At 70.2% G+C, this 15,210-nt stretch carries 12 protein-coding genes; 8 read left to right on the top strand and 4 right to left on the bottom strand.

Annotated elements, in window-relative coordinates; translation table 11 throughout:
* The first annotated feature begins 312 nt into the window (after positions 1–312).
* The 3 genes from ACOJSN_RS03585 (at position 313) to ACOJSN_RS03575 (ending at position 4,161) form a co-directional block, all read left to right on the top strand.
* The gene (locus ACOJSN_RS03585; protein WP_420111137.1) at positions 313–1,584 is read left to right on the top strand and encodes an aspartate kinase; all 1,272 of its coding nucleotides are present in this window, start codon (positions 313–315) and stop codon (positions 1,582–1,584) included.
* A 13-nt stretch (positions 1,585–1,597) separates the two neighbouring features.
* Positions 1,598–2,635, top strand: a complete 1,038-nt coding sequence (locus ACOJSN_RS03580) for an aspartate-semialdehyde dehydrogenase (protein ID WP_420111138.1) — start codon at positions 1,598–1,600, stop codon at positions 2,633–2,635.
* Between the two features lie 194 nt (positions 2,636–2,829).
* On the top strand, positions 2,830–4,161 hold the full coding sequence (locus ACOJSN_RS03575) for an enolase C-terminal domain-like protein (protein ID WP_420111136.1): 1,332 nt from the start codon (positions 2,830–2,832) through the stop codon (positions 4,159–4,161).
* A 35-nt stretch (positions 4,162–4,196) separates the two neighbouring features.
* On the opposite strand, the gene ACOJSN_RS03570 is transcribed toward ACOJSN_RS03575, so the two are convergent.
* Positions 4,197–5,924: an ABC transporter ATP-binding protein gene (locus ACOJSN_RS03570; protein WP_420111135.1), complete on the bottom strand. Its 1,728-nt coding sequence runs from the start codon at positions 5,922–5,924 to the stop codon at positions 4,197–4,199.
* Positions 5,921–7,609, bottom strand: coding sequence for an ABC transporter transmembrane domain-containing protein (locus tag ACOJSN_RS03565; protein WP_420111134.1), 1,689 nt, complete (start codon positions 7,607–7,609; stop codon positions 5,921–5,923). Before ACOJSN_RS03565 ends, ACOJSN_RS03570 begins: the two co-directional genes overlap by 4 nt.
* 625 nt (positions 7,610–8,234) lie before the next feature.
* On the opposite strand from ACOJSN_RS03565, the gene ACOJSN_RS03560 reads away from it, so the two are divergent.
* Genes ACOJSN_RS03560 through ACOJSN_RS03545 form a run of 4 tightly spaced genes read left to right on the top strand, consistent with a single transcriptional unit; the run spans position 8,235 to position 12,242 of the window.
* Positions 8,235–9,170, top strand: a complete 936-nt coding sequence (locus tag ACOJSN_RS03560) for a carbohydrate ABC transporter permease (protein WP_420111133.1) — start codon at positions 8,235–8,237, stop codon at positions 9,168–9,170.
* The gene (locus ACOJSN_RS03555) at positions 9,167–10,069 is read left to right on the top strand and encodes a carbohydrate ABC transporter permease (protein ID WP_420111132.1); all 903 of its coding nucleotides are present in this window, start codon (positions 9,167–9,169) and stop codon (positions 10,067–10,069) included. The genes ACOJSN_RS03560 and ACOJSN_RS03555 overlap by 4 nt, the downstream gene beginning before the upstream one ends.
* Before the next feature lie 17 nt (positions 10,070–10,086).
* Complete coding sequence (locus ACOJSN_RS03550) at positions 10,087–11,466, top strand: ABC transporter substrate-binding protein (protein ID WP_420111131.1); 1,380 nt, start codon at positions 10,087–10,089, stop codon at positions 11,464–11,466.
* Complete coding sequence (locus ACOJSN_RS03545; RefSeq protein WP_420111130.1) at positions 11,463–12,242, top strand: glycerophosphodiester phosphodiesterase; 780 nt, start codon at positions 11,463–11,465, stop codon at positions 12,240–12,242. The genes ACOJSN_RS03550 and ACOJSN_RS03545 overlap by 4 nt, the downstream gene beginning before the upstream one ends.
* Positions 12,243–12,247: 5 nt before the next feature.
* Here ACOJSN_RS03545 and ACOJSN_RS03540 read toward each other — a convergent pair whose 3' ends face one another.
* Together ACOJSN_RS03540 and ACOJSN_RS03535 are read right to left on the bottom strand one after the other, a co-directional pair.
* Entirely contained in the window at positions 12,248–14,068 is a 1,821-nt protein-coding gene (locus tag ACOJSN_RS03540; protein ID WP_420111129.1) for a prolyl oligopeptidase family serine peptidase, read from the bottom strand.
* Positions 14,065–14,664, bottom strand: a complete 600-nt coding sequence (locus tag ACOJSN_RS03535; protein WP_420111128.1) for a copper resistance CopC family protein — start codon at positions 14,662–14,664, stop codon at positions 14,065–14,067. Before ACOJSN_RS03535 ends, ACOJSN_RS03540 begins: the two co-directional genes overlap by 4 nt.
* Positions 14,665–14,734: 70 nt before the next feature.
* Here ACOJSN_RS03535 and ACOJSN_RS03530 point away from each other — a divergent pair.
* Positions 14,735–15,210: MmgE/PrpD family protein (locus ACOJSN_RS03530; protein ID WP_420111127.1), on the top strand; the 476-nt coding region annotated here is incomplete at its 3' end.

The following is a 15,210-nucleotide window of genomic DNA, read 5'->3' as shown; positions in this document are numbered from 1 at the left end:
GTACGACATGTCGCGGGAGAAGTCACGCTGGATCCCGGACTCGAGATCGCGGGCGACCTTCGGGTCGGGAGCGTCTGCCACGCTGCCAACCTACGCGGCTGAGGCGAACCGGCGCGCAGGTTCTGGTGGCGGCACGACCGTCTGTCCACAGGTTCGCCCCGATCTAGCCGGGGTATGCGTCAGCTGGGACCTGGCGACCTGACCTGACCCCGCCACGCATCCGGTCCGCGATGCGGACACAGGGCTGTCCAGCCCGTGGGCGAGACCTACACTCGATCGTCACCATCGCCCTCTTCCTGCGAGAAAAGTCCCGTGTCCCTCATCGTGCAGAAGTTCGGCGGCTCAAGCGTCGCCGACGCTGAGAGCATCCGTCGCGTGGCCCGCAGGATCGTCGAGACGACGTCCGCGGGCCATCAGGTCGTGGTGGTCGTCTCTGCGATGGGCGACACCACGGACGAGCTGCTCGACCTCGCCGGCCAGCTGACCGACACGCCCCCGCAGCGTGAGCTGGACATCCTGCTCACCGCGGGCGAGCGCATCTCCATGGCGCTGCTCGCGATCGCGATCAACTCCCTCGGCGTGCAGGCGCGGGCGTTCACGGGCCAGCAGGCCGGGGTGATCACCGACACCGCACACGGCAACGCCCGCATCATCGACGTCACGCCGAGCCGGATCCAGGCCACGCTCTCCGACGGGGCGGTGGCGATCGTGGCCGGCTTCCAGGGCGTCACCTCGGACACCAACGACGTGACCACGCTGGGCCGCGGCGGCTCAGACACCACGGCCGTGGCGCTCGCGGCCGCCCTCAAGGCCGACGTGTGCGAGATCTACTCCGATGTGGACGGCGTGTTCACCGCCGACCCCCGCATCGTCCCGGCTGCCCGCAAGATCAGCCGCATCACCACCGAGGAGACGCTCGAGCTCGCCGCGCACGGCGCGAAGATCCTGCACCTGCGCGCCGTCGAGTACGCCCGGCGGTACAAGGTCCCGATCCACGTCCGCTCGTCGTTCTCCTCGAACGAGGGCACCCTCGTCACCGACGAGCCAGCAGAGGATGGCTTCATGGAACACCCCCTGATCTCCGGCGTCGCTCATGACCGCTCCCAGGGCAAGATCACGATCATCGGCGTCCCGGACGTGCCCGGCACGGCTGCCCGGATCTTCGAGGCCGTCGCCGCTGCGGGCTGCAACATCGACATGATCGTGCAGAACGTGTCCGCCGCGAAGACCGGCCTCACCGACATCTCGTTCACGCTGCCGCTCGAGCAGGCGATCGCGGCCAAGGCGGCGCTCGCCGCGCTGAACGGTGAGCTCCGCGGCGCCGAGATCGTCTACGACGACACCGTGGGCAAGCTCTCGCTCGTCGGCGCCGGCATGCGATCGCACCCCGGCGTCTCCGCGCGCCTGTTCGGCGCGCTGCGCGACGCCGGTATCAACATCGAGATGATCTCGACGTCGGAGATCCGGATCTCCGTGATCTTGCGTCTGGAGGATCTTGACGAGGCTGTTCGACGCATCCATTCCGCCTTCGGGCTGGACGCTGCCGAGGTCGAGGCGGTCGTCTACGGCGGAACCGGGCGATAAGGAGCCGATGACCATGGGAGTGAATCTCGCCGTCGTCGGCGCGACCGGTCAGGTCGGTGCGGTCCTGCGCCGCCTGCTCGTGGAGCGGGACTTCCCGCTCGAGTCCATCCGCTTCTTCGCCTCGGCCCGCTCGGCCGGGACCACGCTGCCCTGGAAGGGCGGCGAGATCGAGGTCGAGGACGCCGCGACCGCGGATCTGAGCGGCATCGACATCGCGCTGTTCTCCGCCGGTGGCGCCACCTCCAAGGAGCAGGCGCCGCGGTTCGCGGCCGCCGGCGCCACCGTGGTGGACAACTCCTCCGCCTGGCGCATGGACCCCGACGTGCCGCTCGTGGTCAGCGAGGTCAACCCGGGCGCCGTCAGCGAGGCGCGCAAGGGCATCATCGCGAACCCGAACTGCACCACGATGGCCGCGATGCCCGTGCTCAAGGCGCTGCACGACGAAGCCGGCCTCGAGCGGCTGATCGTCTCGACCTACCAGGCCGTCTCCGGCTCCGGCCTCGCCGGGGTGTCCGAGCTCGCCGGGCAGGTGCGAGGCGCCCTCGAGCAGGATGTCGAGGCGCTCACGCATGACGGCGAGGCGGTCACCTTCCCCGACCCGGCCACGTACGTCGCACCGATCGCCTTCAACGTGATCCCGCTCGCCGGCAACCTGCTCGACGACGGCTCGGGCGAGACCGACGAGGACCGCAAGCTCCGCAACGAGTCCCGCAAGATCCTCGGGCTGCCGGAGCTGCTGGTCTCCGGCACCTGCGTGCGGGTCCCGGTGTTCACCGGCCACAGCCTGTCGATCCACGCCGAGTTCGCCCGCCCGATCTCACCGGAACGCGCGCGTGATGTGCTCGCGCAGGCCGCGGGCGTGGTGCTCGCCGACGTGCCGACACCGCTGCAGGCCGCCGGCGCCGACCCCAGTTTCGTGGGCCGCATCCGCACCGACCCCGGCGTCCCCGACGGCCGCGGCCTCGCCCTGTTCGTGAGCAGCGACAACCTCCGCAAGGGTGCTGCGCTCAACACGATCCAGATCGCCGAGCTCCTCCTCACCGACCGCTGAGCTTTCAACGCTCTTCCGGCACAGCACAGGTTTCAACGCTCTTCCGGCGCGGCTCGGGTCGTGGGGGACCGGCTGTGGTGGGCGGTTCTGGCACGCTCCTGCCGTGCGGGCGCCGACCGTGCTGGTGCGGTAGGAACGGCTCGGGCCCGCGAAGACCGCCACCATCCACCGCCTCCCACGCAAGGATCCCCTCCATGAGTGCCCGCATCGCCGCCGTCACCATCACTCCCTTGGCGTTCGCGGACCCTCCGCTGCTCAACGCCGACGGCGTCCACGAGCGCCATGTGCTCCGCGGGCTCGTGGAGCTCCATGTCGAGACCGCCGACGGTCGCACTGTCACCGGACTGGGCGAGTGCACGGGGCACGCCTGGCAGCTGGACTATCTCGAGCTGCTCGCTCCGCAGCTCGTGGGCTTGTCGGTGTTCGACCGCGGGGCCCTGCAGCGCATAGTGACCGAGGAGCTCTCGGGTTCCGGCGACGGTGACGGCGGATGGCGCAGGTGGTCCGACCGGCCCGACTCCACGGACTCCCGTGGCCCGGCACCGATGCCTGCGAAGGAGTTCGACCAGCAGCGGGCCTTCTCGGTGCTGGAGGTGGCGCTCCTCGACGCACAGGGCCGCGTGCTCGGCGTCCCGATGGTCGACCTCCTCGGTGGCGCCGTTCGCGAGCGAGTGCCCTTCAGCGCCTACCTCTTCTACAAGTGGGGTGAGCATCCTGCGCTCGACGGCGAACCGGGGCTCGCGGACGACTGGGGTCCAGCCCTGGACCCGGCAGGGATCGTGGAGCAAGCGCGCCGGATGGTCGACCGCTACGGGTTCGGTTCGCTCAAGCTGAAGGGCGGGGTGTTCGAGCCCGGCGCGGAGATCGAGGCGATCGCGGCATTGCGCCGCGCGTTCCCGGAGCTGCCGCTGCGCCTGGACCCGAACGCGGCGTGGTCGGTGCCGACTGCCATCGATGCCGCCCACCGGCTCGAGGGGATGCTGGAGTACCTCGAGGACCCCGCGCCCGGGATCGAGGGGATGGCCGCGGTGGCACGCGAGACCAGCCTCCCGCTGGCCACGAACATGGTGGTGGTCTCGGCGGGCCACATCGCGCCGGCGGTGGCGGCCGGCGCGATCTCGGTGATCCTCGGCGACCATCACTACTGGGGCGGGATGCGGGGCAGCCTCGATCTGTCGGCGGTCGCGCGCGCTCTGGACTGGAACATGTCGATGCACTCCAACTCGCACCTGGGTGTGAGCCTGGCCGCGATGACCGCAGTGGTGGCGGCCATGCCCAGCCTGGGACACGCCTGCGACACGCACTACCCGTGGAATGAGGCCGACGACATCGTGCGGGACCCGACGCGCTTCGAGAACGGGACCCTCGCCGTCGACGATCGCCCCGGCCTGGGCGTCGAGCTCGACCGCACCGCAGTGGACCGGTTGCACCAGACCTACCTCGAGCTGCATCGCGAGCACCGCAACGACGGTGCCTACCGCGCTCGCGTGGAGCCAGGGTTCGACACGGGCCTGCCTCGCTGGTGAGCCCGGCGTCGTGGCGCCGCACGAGCGTGGCGACCTCAGTGGCGGTGGCGTTGCCAGGCTGACCACAGGTCGGCGTAGGTGCCGTCGGCGGCGACGAGCTCCGCGTGTGTGCCTTCCTCGACCACGCGGCCGTCGGACATCACGACCACCCGATCGGCGCTGACCGCCTGGTCGAGTCGGTGCGCGATCACGAGCGCGGCGCGGCCGGAGATGACGGCGTCGGCAGCGCGGTCGAGCATCGCGCCGTGTGCGGACCCGGCCTCCGCGGTGGCTTCGTCGAGAAGCACCAGGGCGGGGTCGGCCAGGTGTGCGCGGGCGAGCGCCACGAGCTGGGCCTGCGCGACCGTGAGCGAGTGGGCGTGCGGTCCCACCTCGGTGTCGAGGCCGTCCGGCAGGGCTGCGACCACGTCGGCACCCCCGACGGCGTCCAAGGCAGTCCGCACGGCCTCGTCGTCGGCCTCGGGCCGGGCGAGTGTGATGTTGTCCCGCACGGTTCCGGAGAAGGTGTGCACCTCCTGGCTGATCAGCACGGTGCGGCTGTGGGCGGCGTCGTCCACCTGCACGCGCCCGGACCAGGGCGCGTGCACGCCGGCCACCAGCGCTGCGAGAGTCGACTTGCCGGCACCGGACGTGCCCACCACCGCCACCCGCTCGCCGGGCGCCACCTGCAGGTCAACGTCGTGCAGGACCGGCGCCTCGTCGTAGCCGAACCGTGCTGCCGCGACGGCAACCGGCGCCGATCCGCCGGCCTCCCGCTGGTCGTCGTTGCCGGTCTCCATCCTGGCCACACCCACGATCCGACCGAGCGAGGCGAGCGCCGACTGCAGGTCGTCGATGAGCAGCAGCAACCCCATCATCGGACCGAACAGCTGCAGGAACAGCAGCATCGCCGTCGTCGCACCACCGACCGTCAGCGCCCCGCGGCCCACCAGCACGAACGCGACCACGAGGATCGTCGCCATCCCCAACAGCTCGGCGGTGTTGAGGCGGGCGAAGAACGTGTTGAGCACAGCGCGTGCGCGCAGCGACAGCCGCACCACCTGCCAGGAGGCCGTGCCGATCCGGGCTGCGTGGAGGGCGCCGAGCCCGAACGCCTGCACGGTCGGCAGCCCCCGCAGCGCGGCCAGCACGTGGTGAGCGCGCACGCCGAACGCCGCTCGCTCGGCCGCGTACAGCGGGGGAGCGTTGCGCAGGTAGGAGCGCAGCGAGATCACCTGCAGCGGCACCACGGTCAGGATCACCAGCGCGAACCACGGCTGCAGCGCGGTCAGGGCGATCACGGTGAGCACCAGCGTGAATCCCGAGGCCGCCACCGTCGGGATCGCTCCGGGCAGCCCCTGGGCCACCTGCGCCACATCGTCGCTCGCTCGCGAGGTCAGGTCACCGGTGCCGACGCGCTCGACCACCCGCCGCGGCAGCCGCAGCGATCGAGTCACGAGCCGTTCCCGCAGGTCGGCGAGCAGCTGCTCCACGAGCGCCGCAGCGCCGATCGCGCCGGCCCCGGCGGCGAGCGCCTGCACGAGCGCGCCGGCTGCCATCCATCCGCCGAGCCGCCACACGTCGGCATCGGTGCTCTCCGGTGCGGTCGCCAGGTCGACGATCTGCCCCAGAGCCATCGGCATCACGAGGCCCGCCGCGGCCGCGATCACGAACGCGATCGCCACCGCGATCACGAGCCACGTCCGACGGCGGAGCAAGCCCAGGCAGGTCTGCCAGACCTCGCGTGTGGTCGCCACGGGAATCGTGGCTCGGGTCTGGCTCATCGGCCCGCCTCCGCAGACTCGCCGAGCACCCGGTCGCACGCGGCGAGCAGGGCGGGTGAGGTGGTCAGCAGCACGGTCGTGCGGCCCGCCCGGAGCGCGGGAAGCCGCTCGGCGATCAGGGCCTCGGTCACCGAGTCGACGGCGGTGGTGGGCTCGTGCAGCACGAGCACCGGGGCGTCCATCACCAGGGCGCGTGCGAGCGCCACGCGCTGTCGCTGACCGCCCGAGAGTCGCAGCCCACCCTCGCCCACCACGGTGTCGAGACCCTCGGGCAGGACCCGGAGCACGTCGTCGCACGCCGCCGCGTGAAGGGCGGGCTCCAGCAGCTCGGGGTGGTGGCCTGGGAGGGCAAGGTTCTCGGCGACGGTGCCGTCGAACAGCGACGCCTCGTGCGGTGCGACCAGCATCCGTGCCCGGGCCGCCTCAGGCGAGGACAGGTCCACGGTGACGTCGCCCACCCTGACCCAGGCATCGCCGTCGAGCGCTCGCTTGGCGGCGAGCGTGTCGGCGAGCGCGACAGCCTGCACGCCATCGACGCTGATGCCGACGAGCTCGCCGGCCGCGACGTCGAGGTCGAGGGTGCGCCCGCCCAGATCGATGCCCCGTGCACGCACCGGGAGCGCTGCGGCCTCGCGGGGGTCCGGCGCCGCCGCTGAGGTGGTGGAGGAGTCGCCGAACACCGTGAGCAGCCGGGCCGCGCTGGCCTGTGCGGCGGACCAGATCGGCGCGACGTTGCGCGCGAACGCCGTGATCGGGATGAGCAGCAGCTGGGTGAGCCCGACCACGGTGATCAGGCCACCGATCGTGATCTCGCCGCGGACCGCGAGCAGCCCGGCGGCCACGGCGATACCCACCATGAAGAGGCCGGTGATGGCGTCGAGCCCGGCCGTGAGTCCGGCCTCGTGAGTGCGCGCCCGCATCGTGGCGCGCAGCGCGTCGCGGGACAGGCGCTCGTACCGGCCGGCCGCGACGTCCTGCGCCTGCACACCCGCCAGCACGCGGTGCCCGGCGAGCATGTCGGCGGCGGCACCGGAGGCGTCCGCCACGGCGGCGGCCTCAGCTTCGGCGCGGCGCCGCAGCGGCCTGCCCAGGACATCGAGGAGCACCAGCAGCAGCGGTGCGCCGATCAGCACCGCGAGCCCGAGCGGCACCGATTGCAGCAGCAGCAGCGTGCCGCCCACGATGATCGCCGCCGCCTCACCCACCGGGTACACCATGAGCAGCGTGGCCATCGTCAGCTGCCGTACGTCGTTGGTGGCGAGCGACAGCGCGCTCCCCGGGAGCCGGTCGGCGCGGGCGCGCGGGTGCAGCAGGCGGTCGGTCACGCGGGTGCGGAGCTGGTGCTCCATGGCGTTCGTGCCGATCTGGCCGTACCAGCTGCCGAATCGCACCACCTGGGCGAGCAGGATGAAGTTGATCGTCAGCAGGCCGAGCCAGATCAGCAGCCCGCGGACGTCGTTGTCGACGACTGCGGTATCGATGGCGCGCCCCATGATCACCGGCACGAGTGCCTCGCACACCTGGTGCACCACGGCCGAACCAGCGGCGGGCAACGCGAACCGTCGAGTGCGCCACATCGCCCGCAGCACCAACGATCGCGGCGATCCTGCGGGCAAGGGGTCCGGCAGCTCGAACGGCGTCTCGGTGATCTCACCCCGACGGAGGCTGACGACGACGCGGGGCATCCGGTTCCTTCTCCAGGGGTCAGAGTGGTCGACGGCGTAGGCCGTCCACTGCATATTACGCGACGCTTGCGTTACCTAATTTCTCGATCGATCGGCCGCCGCATGCCATGAACCGCGCGCAGCCGCCTGCGACAGGAAACGTAGTGTCACCGCACCGGCGGACACGCGCGCGTCTCGCAAGCCGAGAGGCTCGCTCGCTGCTGCGCGCGGGAAGGAGCGTACGCGGAAGTCCAAGTGCCTGGCGCGCGATCGTCATAGGCGGTGGCTGCGGGCGCCCCTAGCGTCCAAGGCGTGCTGACGTGCGACCGCGGTCCGGGGACCTGCCCGACGAACCGATGCGGCCATCGCCGCACGGGTGACGCGGCGAGCTGATGCCTGCGGCACCTGAGCCGCCGTGGTGGCGGCGGTATCGCTACGGGTGGACGCCGTGCTCGTTCGTGACGCATTCGAGTTCGAAACGCTCATCAGAGTCCGCTGCCCGGATCGCTGCGCCGCCTGGACGAGATGTCCTAGGGTGCCTGGTGGCCCGTCGGGGGGTCGATCGGCAACGAAGCCAGCTCGAGGGAGAGATCGTGACGCAACGAACGTGTGAGACGAGCTGCCGCCGCGCGGCGGTGAACGGTCGATGACGGCACCGCCGATCCCGGCCGTGCCGACCGCGGTCAGGCGCGGCGGCCCGAGCACGCAGAAGCGCCTGCGCAACCTCGCGATCTTCGTGCTCCTGGCCGGCCCGAACGTGGCGCTGCTGTTGATCTTCGTCTACCGCCCACTCGTCCTGAGCTTCTACTACTCGCTGCTGCAGTGGAACATGGGCTCGAGCGTGGCAAGGTTCGTAGGGCTGCAGAACTACGTCAGCTGGTTCACCAATCCCCACACCCCCACGATCATGGGGACGACGGCGGTGTTCGCGGTGGCGACCGTGGGCGGCTCGATCGTCATCGGGCTGCTGATGGCGCTGCTGCTCAACCGCCGCCTCGTGGGACGCGGCCTCGCACGCACCGTGGCGTTCGCCCCGTACGTCCTCTCCGGCATCGCGGTAGGCATGCTGTGGCTGTACATCTTCGACCCGCGGTACGGCTTGCTGTCGACGCTGCTTCGCGGCATCGGGCTGTCATCGCCGCAGTGGTACACGACCGCACCGTGGGCGCTGATCATGATCATCATCGTCTACCTGTGGAAGCACGTCGGGTACGTCGCCCTGATCTACCTGGCGGGCTTGCAGGGGATTCCGCAGGACCTGCGTGATGCTGCCGCGCTCGATGGTGCGACCAAGACCCGCACGTTCTTCTCGGTGGTGCTGCCGCTGCTCGGGCCGGTCACGTTCTTCCTGCTCATCACCACGATGCTCAGCTCGCTGCAGTCGTTCGACCTCATCAAGGCGATGACCGACGGCGGTCCGCTCGGCTCCACGACCACGCTGATGTACCAGATCTACATCGAGGGCTTCCAGACCGGCCGCGCCGGTTACGCCTCGGCAGCCGCGACCGTGCTCTTCGTGATCCTGCTCCTCATCACCGGCATCCAGCTCAAGTACATGGAGCGGAAGGTGCACTACTCATGAGCGCCACGATCCAACGCGAGCCGCGCACACAGGATGTCCCGGAGCAGGCGCCGGCGGGACCTCGCCGTCGACGTCCCTTCCGGGGCCATCTGGACGCCGGGCTGTACCTGACGATGCTCGCCGCCATCCTCGTCATGGCGGTCCCGCTGATCTGGATGTTCATGGCGAGCTACAAACAGCAGGGCGAGCTGTACTCGCTGCCGCTGCAGTGGCTGCCGGAAGCCTTCCAGTGGGCCAACTACGAGCAGGTCGCCAGTTCGATCCCGATCGGGCGGATGTTCCTCAACAGCGTCGCCATCACGCTGATCGGGGCCGGGCTGAAGGTCTTCCTCGGACTGTGCTGCGCCTACGCGGTGGTCTTCGTGGACGTGCCGTTCCGCAAGGCGGTGTTCGTGGTGGTGCTGTTCGCGCTGCTCATCCCCGGACAGATCACGATCATCCCGAACTACACCCTGATCGCCTCGCTGGGCTGGCTCAACACCTACCAGGGCATCCTCGTTCCCGGGCTGGCGAGCGCGTTCGGCACCTTCCTGTTCCGGCAACACTTCATGTCGCTGCCCGCCTCGGTGCTCGAGGCCGCCGAGATGGATGGCGCCGGTCACTGGCGCCGGCTGTGGCGGTTCGTGGTGCCGATGTCGGTCCCGACGATCGCCGCTGTGGGCCTGGTCTCGCTCGTCAACGAGTGGAACGAGTACCTCTGGCCGATGCTCGTCACCGACAACCCGCGCACGATGACGCTGCCGGTCGGCCTCACGCTGCTGCAGAGCATCGACGGCATGCAGAACTGGGGCGTGCTGATGGCGGCCACCGTCATCGTCACCACCCCGATGCTCGTGATCTTCCTGATTCTGCAACGCCGGCTCGTGGCCGGTCTGACCGCCGGTGCCGTCACCGGATGATCCCTCGAAGGAGCAACATGACTCACGCACGACGCACCACGCCCACCTGGACCCCGTCACGCCGTCGATTGCTTCAGCTGGGCGGACTCGGTGCCGCCGGCGGCCTGCTGACCGCCTGCGGCGGGCCGTCCCTCAACGGGGATGACGGCGGAAATGGCGATGCTGAGGAGATCGACTGGGCGTCGGTCGAGCCGGCGAGCGAGATCACCTGGTGGTCCAACCACCCCGGCAACACCCTCGAGCTCGAGGCCTCCTACATCGCCGCTTTCAACGAGCAGTACCCCGACATCACGATCAACCATGTCACGGCCGGGGCCGGCTACGACGAGATCGCGCAGCGGTTCCAGGCAGCCTCGGGCACCGACGAGATCCCCGAGCTGGTCATCGCCTCGGACGTGTGGTGGTTCCGGTACTTCGTCAACGGGCAGGTCATGGCACTCGACGACGTGTTCGCGCACCTGGAGGTCGACACCGCGGACTACGTGGAGACCCTCTACAGCGACTACGAGTACGAGGGCCGCCACTACGCCGCGCCGTACGCGCGCTCGACGCCGCTGTTCTACTACAACAAGGACATGTGGTCGGCAGCCGGGCTGCCCGATCGAGGTCCCGAGACCTGGGAGGAGCTGGCGGAGTGGGCTCCCGCGCTCTGGGACCAGGTGCCGTCCGACGGCGCACCTCTCGCACTCAGCATCGGAACCTCCTGGTCCGCCTGGTGGTATTCGAACGTGCTGTGGGGCTATGGGGGTGGTTTCAGCGACGAGTGGACGGTCACCTTGGACACACCACAGGCACAGGAGGCCGGGGAGTTCGTGCACCGCATGTACCACGGCGACGGTGCCTTCGCCGGCATGGGCAGCGATACCAACGCCGACTTCCAGGCCGGCATCTTCGCGTGCCTGATCGGATCGACCGGTTCGCTGACCGGTCACATGGAGGCTGCACAGTTCGAGCTCGGTACCGCGTTCCTTCCGGACGGGCCGGTCGCGGGCCCGACCGTGCCGACCGGCGGCACCGGACTGGCGATCGCTGCGAACAAGACGCCCGAGCAACAGCTCGCTGCCGCGATGTTCCTGAAGTTCCTCACCGAGACCGACAACACCGCCACCTTCTCGGCGAGCACCGGCTACATGCCGGTGCGCACCTCGGCGATCGAGGGGGAGATCATGGCTTCGGTCTACGCAGAGACGCCGCACTTTCGCACGTCGGTCGACCAGCTGCAGGAGAAGACGCGCGTGCAGGACTGGGTGCGTGTGTTCACCCCCGGCGGAGACCAGATCCTCACCGACGGTATCGAGCAGATCGTGCTCGGCGGTTCCTCACCGGAGGAGGTCTACCCGGGCCTGGCCACCCAGCTCGACCAGGCGTTCAGCGAGAACGTGGAGCCGTATCTGTGACCACCGCTTCACCGCTGGTGATCGCTCACCGGGGCAACACCTCGACCGCACCACCGAATACGATGCCCGCGGTCGAGGGCGCGTGGCGGGTGGGTGCTGACGCGCTGGAGATCGATGTGCGCCTCAGCGGCGATGGCCACGCCGTGGTGATTCATGACGACACGGTGGACGCGACGACCGATGGCACTGGTCCCGTGGCCGGCTTGGCTGCCGAGGCCATCGCCCGCTTGGACGCCGGTTCGTGGTTCTCGCCCGTGTTCCGCGGCCACCGGGTGCCGCTGCTGAGCCAGGTGCTCGAGCACGTCAGTACCCACGCGGGGACCGACCTGCTGCTCGAGCTCAAGGGTGACTGGGCAGTCCACGATGCCGCCACTGTCGTGGCTCAGCTCGCGCAGGCCGGCGTGACAGAGCGGACGATCGTGCAGAGCTTCTGGCCCGGCACGCTGGAAGCGATGCGTGAGGTCGCGCCAGGCGTCCGCACCGGCCTGTTGGTGAGTCATCGCGCCGGCGAACCAGAAGATCTCGTGGCCACGTGCGCCCGACTCGGGGTGATGGCTTGCAACCCGCCCTACGCGCAGCTCGAGCGCGAGCCCGAACTCGTGGCCCGATGGCAGGACGCCGGGCTGCAGGTGATGGTGTGGACGCTGAACGAGCCCGCCCAGTGGGCGCACGCCGTCGAGCTCGAGGTGGACGCGATCATCACGGACCGACCCGACCGTCTCCTCGGCTGGCTCAGCGCGCTCCGCACGGTGCGGCCGGCACCGGCCACGGTCTGAGCACGTCAGCCTGCCGGCGTGCCCACGTGTCGACGCACGAAGTCCAGCTCGAGGCGCATCTGGGTGACCCGTTCATCATCGACCTGGCTCGCGTGACCGGCGTCGTAGACGTGCGTCTCGACCGTTCCGCCACCGTGCCGCAGCGCTTCCACGTAGTTGAGGATCTGTCGGTAGGGGCACCGCGGGTCGTTCTCTCCTGCGCTGATCAGCACGGGCACGCGCACGGCATCCACGTACGTGAGCGGAGAGGACTCCCGGTAGGCCTCCGGCACCTCATCCGGTGAGCCGCCGAACAGCGCACGGTCGAAGTCCTGCAAGGATCCCATCTCGTCCTCGTACGCCGCCACGTAGTCGGCCACCGGGACCGCAGCCACCCCCGCGGCCCAGCGCTCGGGCTGCGTGCCCAGCCCGAGCAAGGTGAGGTAGCCGCCCCACGACCGCCCGACCAGCACCGAGCGATCGGGGTCGACCGTGCCCTCCGCCAGCAGATGGTCGTGCACCGCGGCCACATCGGCGAGCTCGGTGAACCCGACCTTCGCCTCCAGCGCATCACGCCAGTCCACGCCGTACCCGGTGGAGCCGCGATAATTGACCTCCAGCACCGCCCAGCCGTGGTCCACCCACGCCGCCGCCGCCGGGGAGAAGGAGTCCGAGTCGTGCAGGGTCGGCCCGCCGTGCACCTTGACGACCACCGGGTACGGGGCGGCGCCCGCGGTCGGCAGCCTCAGCAGAGCGTGGATCCGGCCGCCCGGGCCATCCACCCAGACGTCCCGCACCGCGACCGAGGCCGGCGCACCGGCTCCCGGCGGAGTCAGCAGCTCCCTACCGCTTCGTGCCGACAGCACCGCCGGTGCCCGTGCGGAGGAGCTGTGCAACACCCAGGCATCGCCGTCGGGTCGCGCCACGGCATCCTCGGCGGTGCCTTCCATCGGCCCGACGCCCACGACCGACCCCGAGAACAGGTCCACCCGGAACAGCCGGGTCCGCGCGTGATGGTCCACCGCGACCAGCACGTGCCGCCCGTCCGGGTACCAGGACGCGTCGCCGATCTCGCCCTCCACGCCGATGTCGACCGGCCGCTGGATCAGCTTGTCCACGTCCCAGATCAGTAGCTTCGGGGTATTGCCGCGCTCGTGTCGCACCAACAGGCGCTGATCGCCCGCCGCGGGTGCAAAGCCGAGCGCCCACAGTCCTCGGTCCGCTCCGTCGTCGAGCTCGGCGACCGGCCAGCCGTCGCGCCGGTACACTCGGATGGCCGGGTGGCGGGAGTCGCCGTGCTCGGAGTGCTCGACGGCGATCAACCTGCCGTCCCTGCTCATCGCCCGGGCTGCCGCCCAGCTCTCGTGCCGGTAGATCAGCGTCGGCCCGTCTGTCCCGTAGGACGATCGACCCACCGGGACCGAGTGGATCTGGGTGCCGTAGCGAGAATCACCCCGCCCGACGACGGCGGTCCCGTCACGCCCGATCAGCAAGCCTCGTGGGTAGGCCGCTGGGAGATCGATCGGGGTCTCGACGCGCCGGCCTGGTGTGGCGCCGAAGGGTTGCCGGCGCCACACGCCGAACTCGTTCCCGTCGGTGTCGTCGAACCACCACACCCAGTTCCCGGCGGGGTCGATCTCGGCAAGACTGGTGCCCTGCGTCCGAGCGGTGGCGGGCAGCGCCCGGCCGCTCGACGGCGTCCACGAGTGCGCCTGCAACCGACCGCCATCGGTCATCACCACGACGGCCCGGTCGGGGTTGTCGGCCGCCCACCGCGGCAGCAGCACCCTGCCCGCGCGGAACCGCTGCTCCCACCGTGGGGGCGGCCATACGCGGGCGGTGGTCATCGTGCCCGCCTGCGCCGGACCACGAGGATGACCACACCAGCGAGCACGAGGACCCCGAGCCCGATGAAGATCGGCACGGTCGAGCCGGAGCCGGACTCCTCGTCCTCGAGGGACTCGCCTGACTCGACGGCGGTGCTCGCCTCCTCGGTGGTCTCCTCGGCATCCGTGGTGGTGGCCTCGGTGGTCTCGTCGGTCTCGTCCACCGTGGTGGGCGCCTGCAGCTCGTACGTGAACTCGCCCGAGATCGGGTGGCCGTCGGCAGAGACGACCCGCCAGGTCACGGTGTACTCCCCGGCCGCACCGGTGCTGATCGGCTGGGTCACCACGGGACCGTCGACCACCATCTCGCCATCGGCCACGGGCGTGCCCTCGGGGTCGACGACCACGATCTCGTTGCCGATCTCCTGGATGTTCTCGTTGAACTCCAGCACGATCTCCGTGGGGATCTCGCTGGTCGTGCCGCCGTCCGAGGGGGTCGAGGACACCAGCTCGCTGTGCGCCTGAGCCGCGCCGGGCACCGCGAACGTGAGCACCGCCGTCGCGAAGACCAGCGCAACGAGGGTGAGGAACGACGTCGGGGGCCTGCGGGAAGTCACGAGGCCAGGTTAGTGGCCCGTGAGCGGTGTTCGCGGCCTACGGTGGGGGCAGCAGAGACAAAGGAGAACCGTGCCGATCACGCATCAGCTGCGGGTGCACCGCAGCGAGGAGAACCTCGAGCAGAACGACCAGCTGGCGTGGAAGCTCGCCGAGCTCGCGACCGACCCGGTCCCGGTGGACGACGACGTGGTCGACATGGTGGTCAACCGCGTCATCGACAACGCCGCCGTGGCAGCGGCCTCGCTGCTGCGGGCGCCCGTGGTCGCGGCGCGTGCGCAGGCGCTGACCCACCCCTATTCGCCGGGCGCCACCGTGTTCGGGCGCAGCTCCAACCTGCGGGTCAGCCCCGAGTGGGCGGCCTGGGCGAACGGCGTGGCCGTGCGCGAGCTCGACTTCCACGACACCTACCTTGCCGCCGACTACTCGCACCCGGGTGACAACATCCCGCCGATCCTCGCGGTCGCGCAGCACCGGGCATGCAGCGGGGCTGATCTCGTGCGCGGCATCGCGACCGGATACGAGATCCAGGTCAACCTCGTGCGTGC

The sequence above is a fragment of the Pseudactinotalea sp. genome, assembly GCF_048594945.1.
Classification (GTDB): Bacteria; Actinomycetota; Actinomycetes; order Actinomycetales; family Beutenbergiaceae; genus Pseudactinotalea.
The sequence above is the reverse complement of the archived record's forward strand: the minus strand, read 5'-3'. Positions and strand labels throughout refer to the sequence as shown.

Excerpts from the sequence above, each read along its gene's own strand:
- ACOJSN_RS03580 (WP_420111138.1), top strand. The coding sequence starts at position 1,598 with ATGGGAGTGAATCTCGCCGTCGTCGGCGCGACCGGTCAGGTCGGTGCG.
- ACOJSN_RS03575 (WP_420111136.1), top strand. The coding sequence starts at position 2,830 with ATGAGTGCCCGCATCGCCGCCGTCACCATCACTCCCTTGGCGTTCGCG.
- ACOJSN_RS03570 (WP_420111135.1), bottom strand. The coding sequence starts at position 5,924 with ATGAGCCAGACCCGAGCCACGATTCCCGTGGCGACCACACGCGAGGTC.
- ACOJSN_RS03565 (WP_420111134.1), bottom strand. The coding sequence starts at position 7,609 with ATGCCCCGCGTCGTCGTCAGCCTCCGTCGGGGTGAGATCACCGAGACG.
- ACOJSN_RS03560 (WP_420111133.1), top strand. The coding sequence starts at position 8,235 with ATGACGGCACCGCCGATCCCGGCCGTGCCGACCGCGGTCAGGCGCGGC.
- ACOJSN_RS03555 (WP_420111132.1), top strand. The coding sequence starts at position 9,167 with ATGAGCGCCACGATCCAACGCGAGCCGCGCACACAGGATGTCCCGGAG.
- ACOJSN_RS03550 (WP_420111131.1), top strand. The coding sequence starts at position 10,087 with ATGACTCACGCACGACGCACCACGCCCACCTGGACCCCGTCACGCCGT.
- ACOJSN_RS03540 (WP_420111129.1), bottom strand. The coding sequence starts at position 14,068 with ATGACCACCGCCCGCGTATGGCCGCCCCCACGGTGGGAGCAGCGGTTC.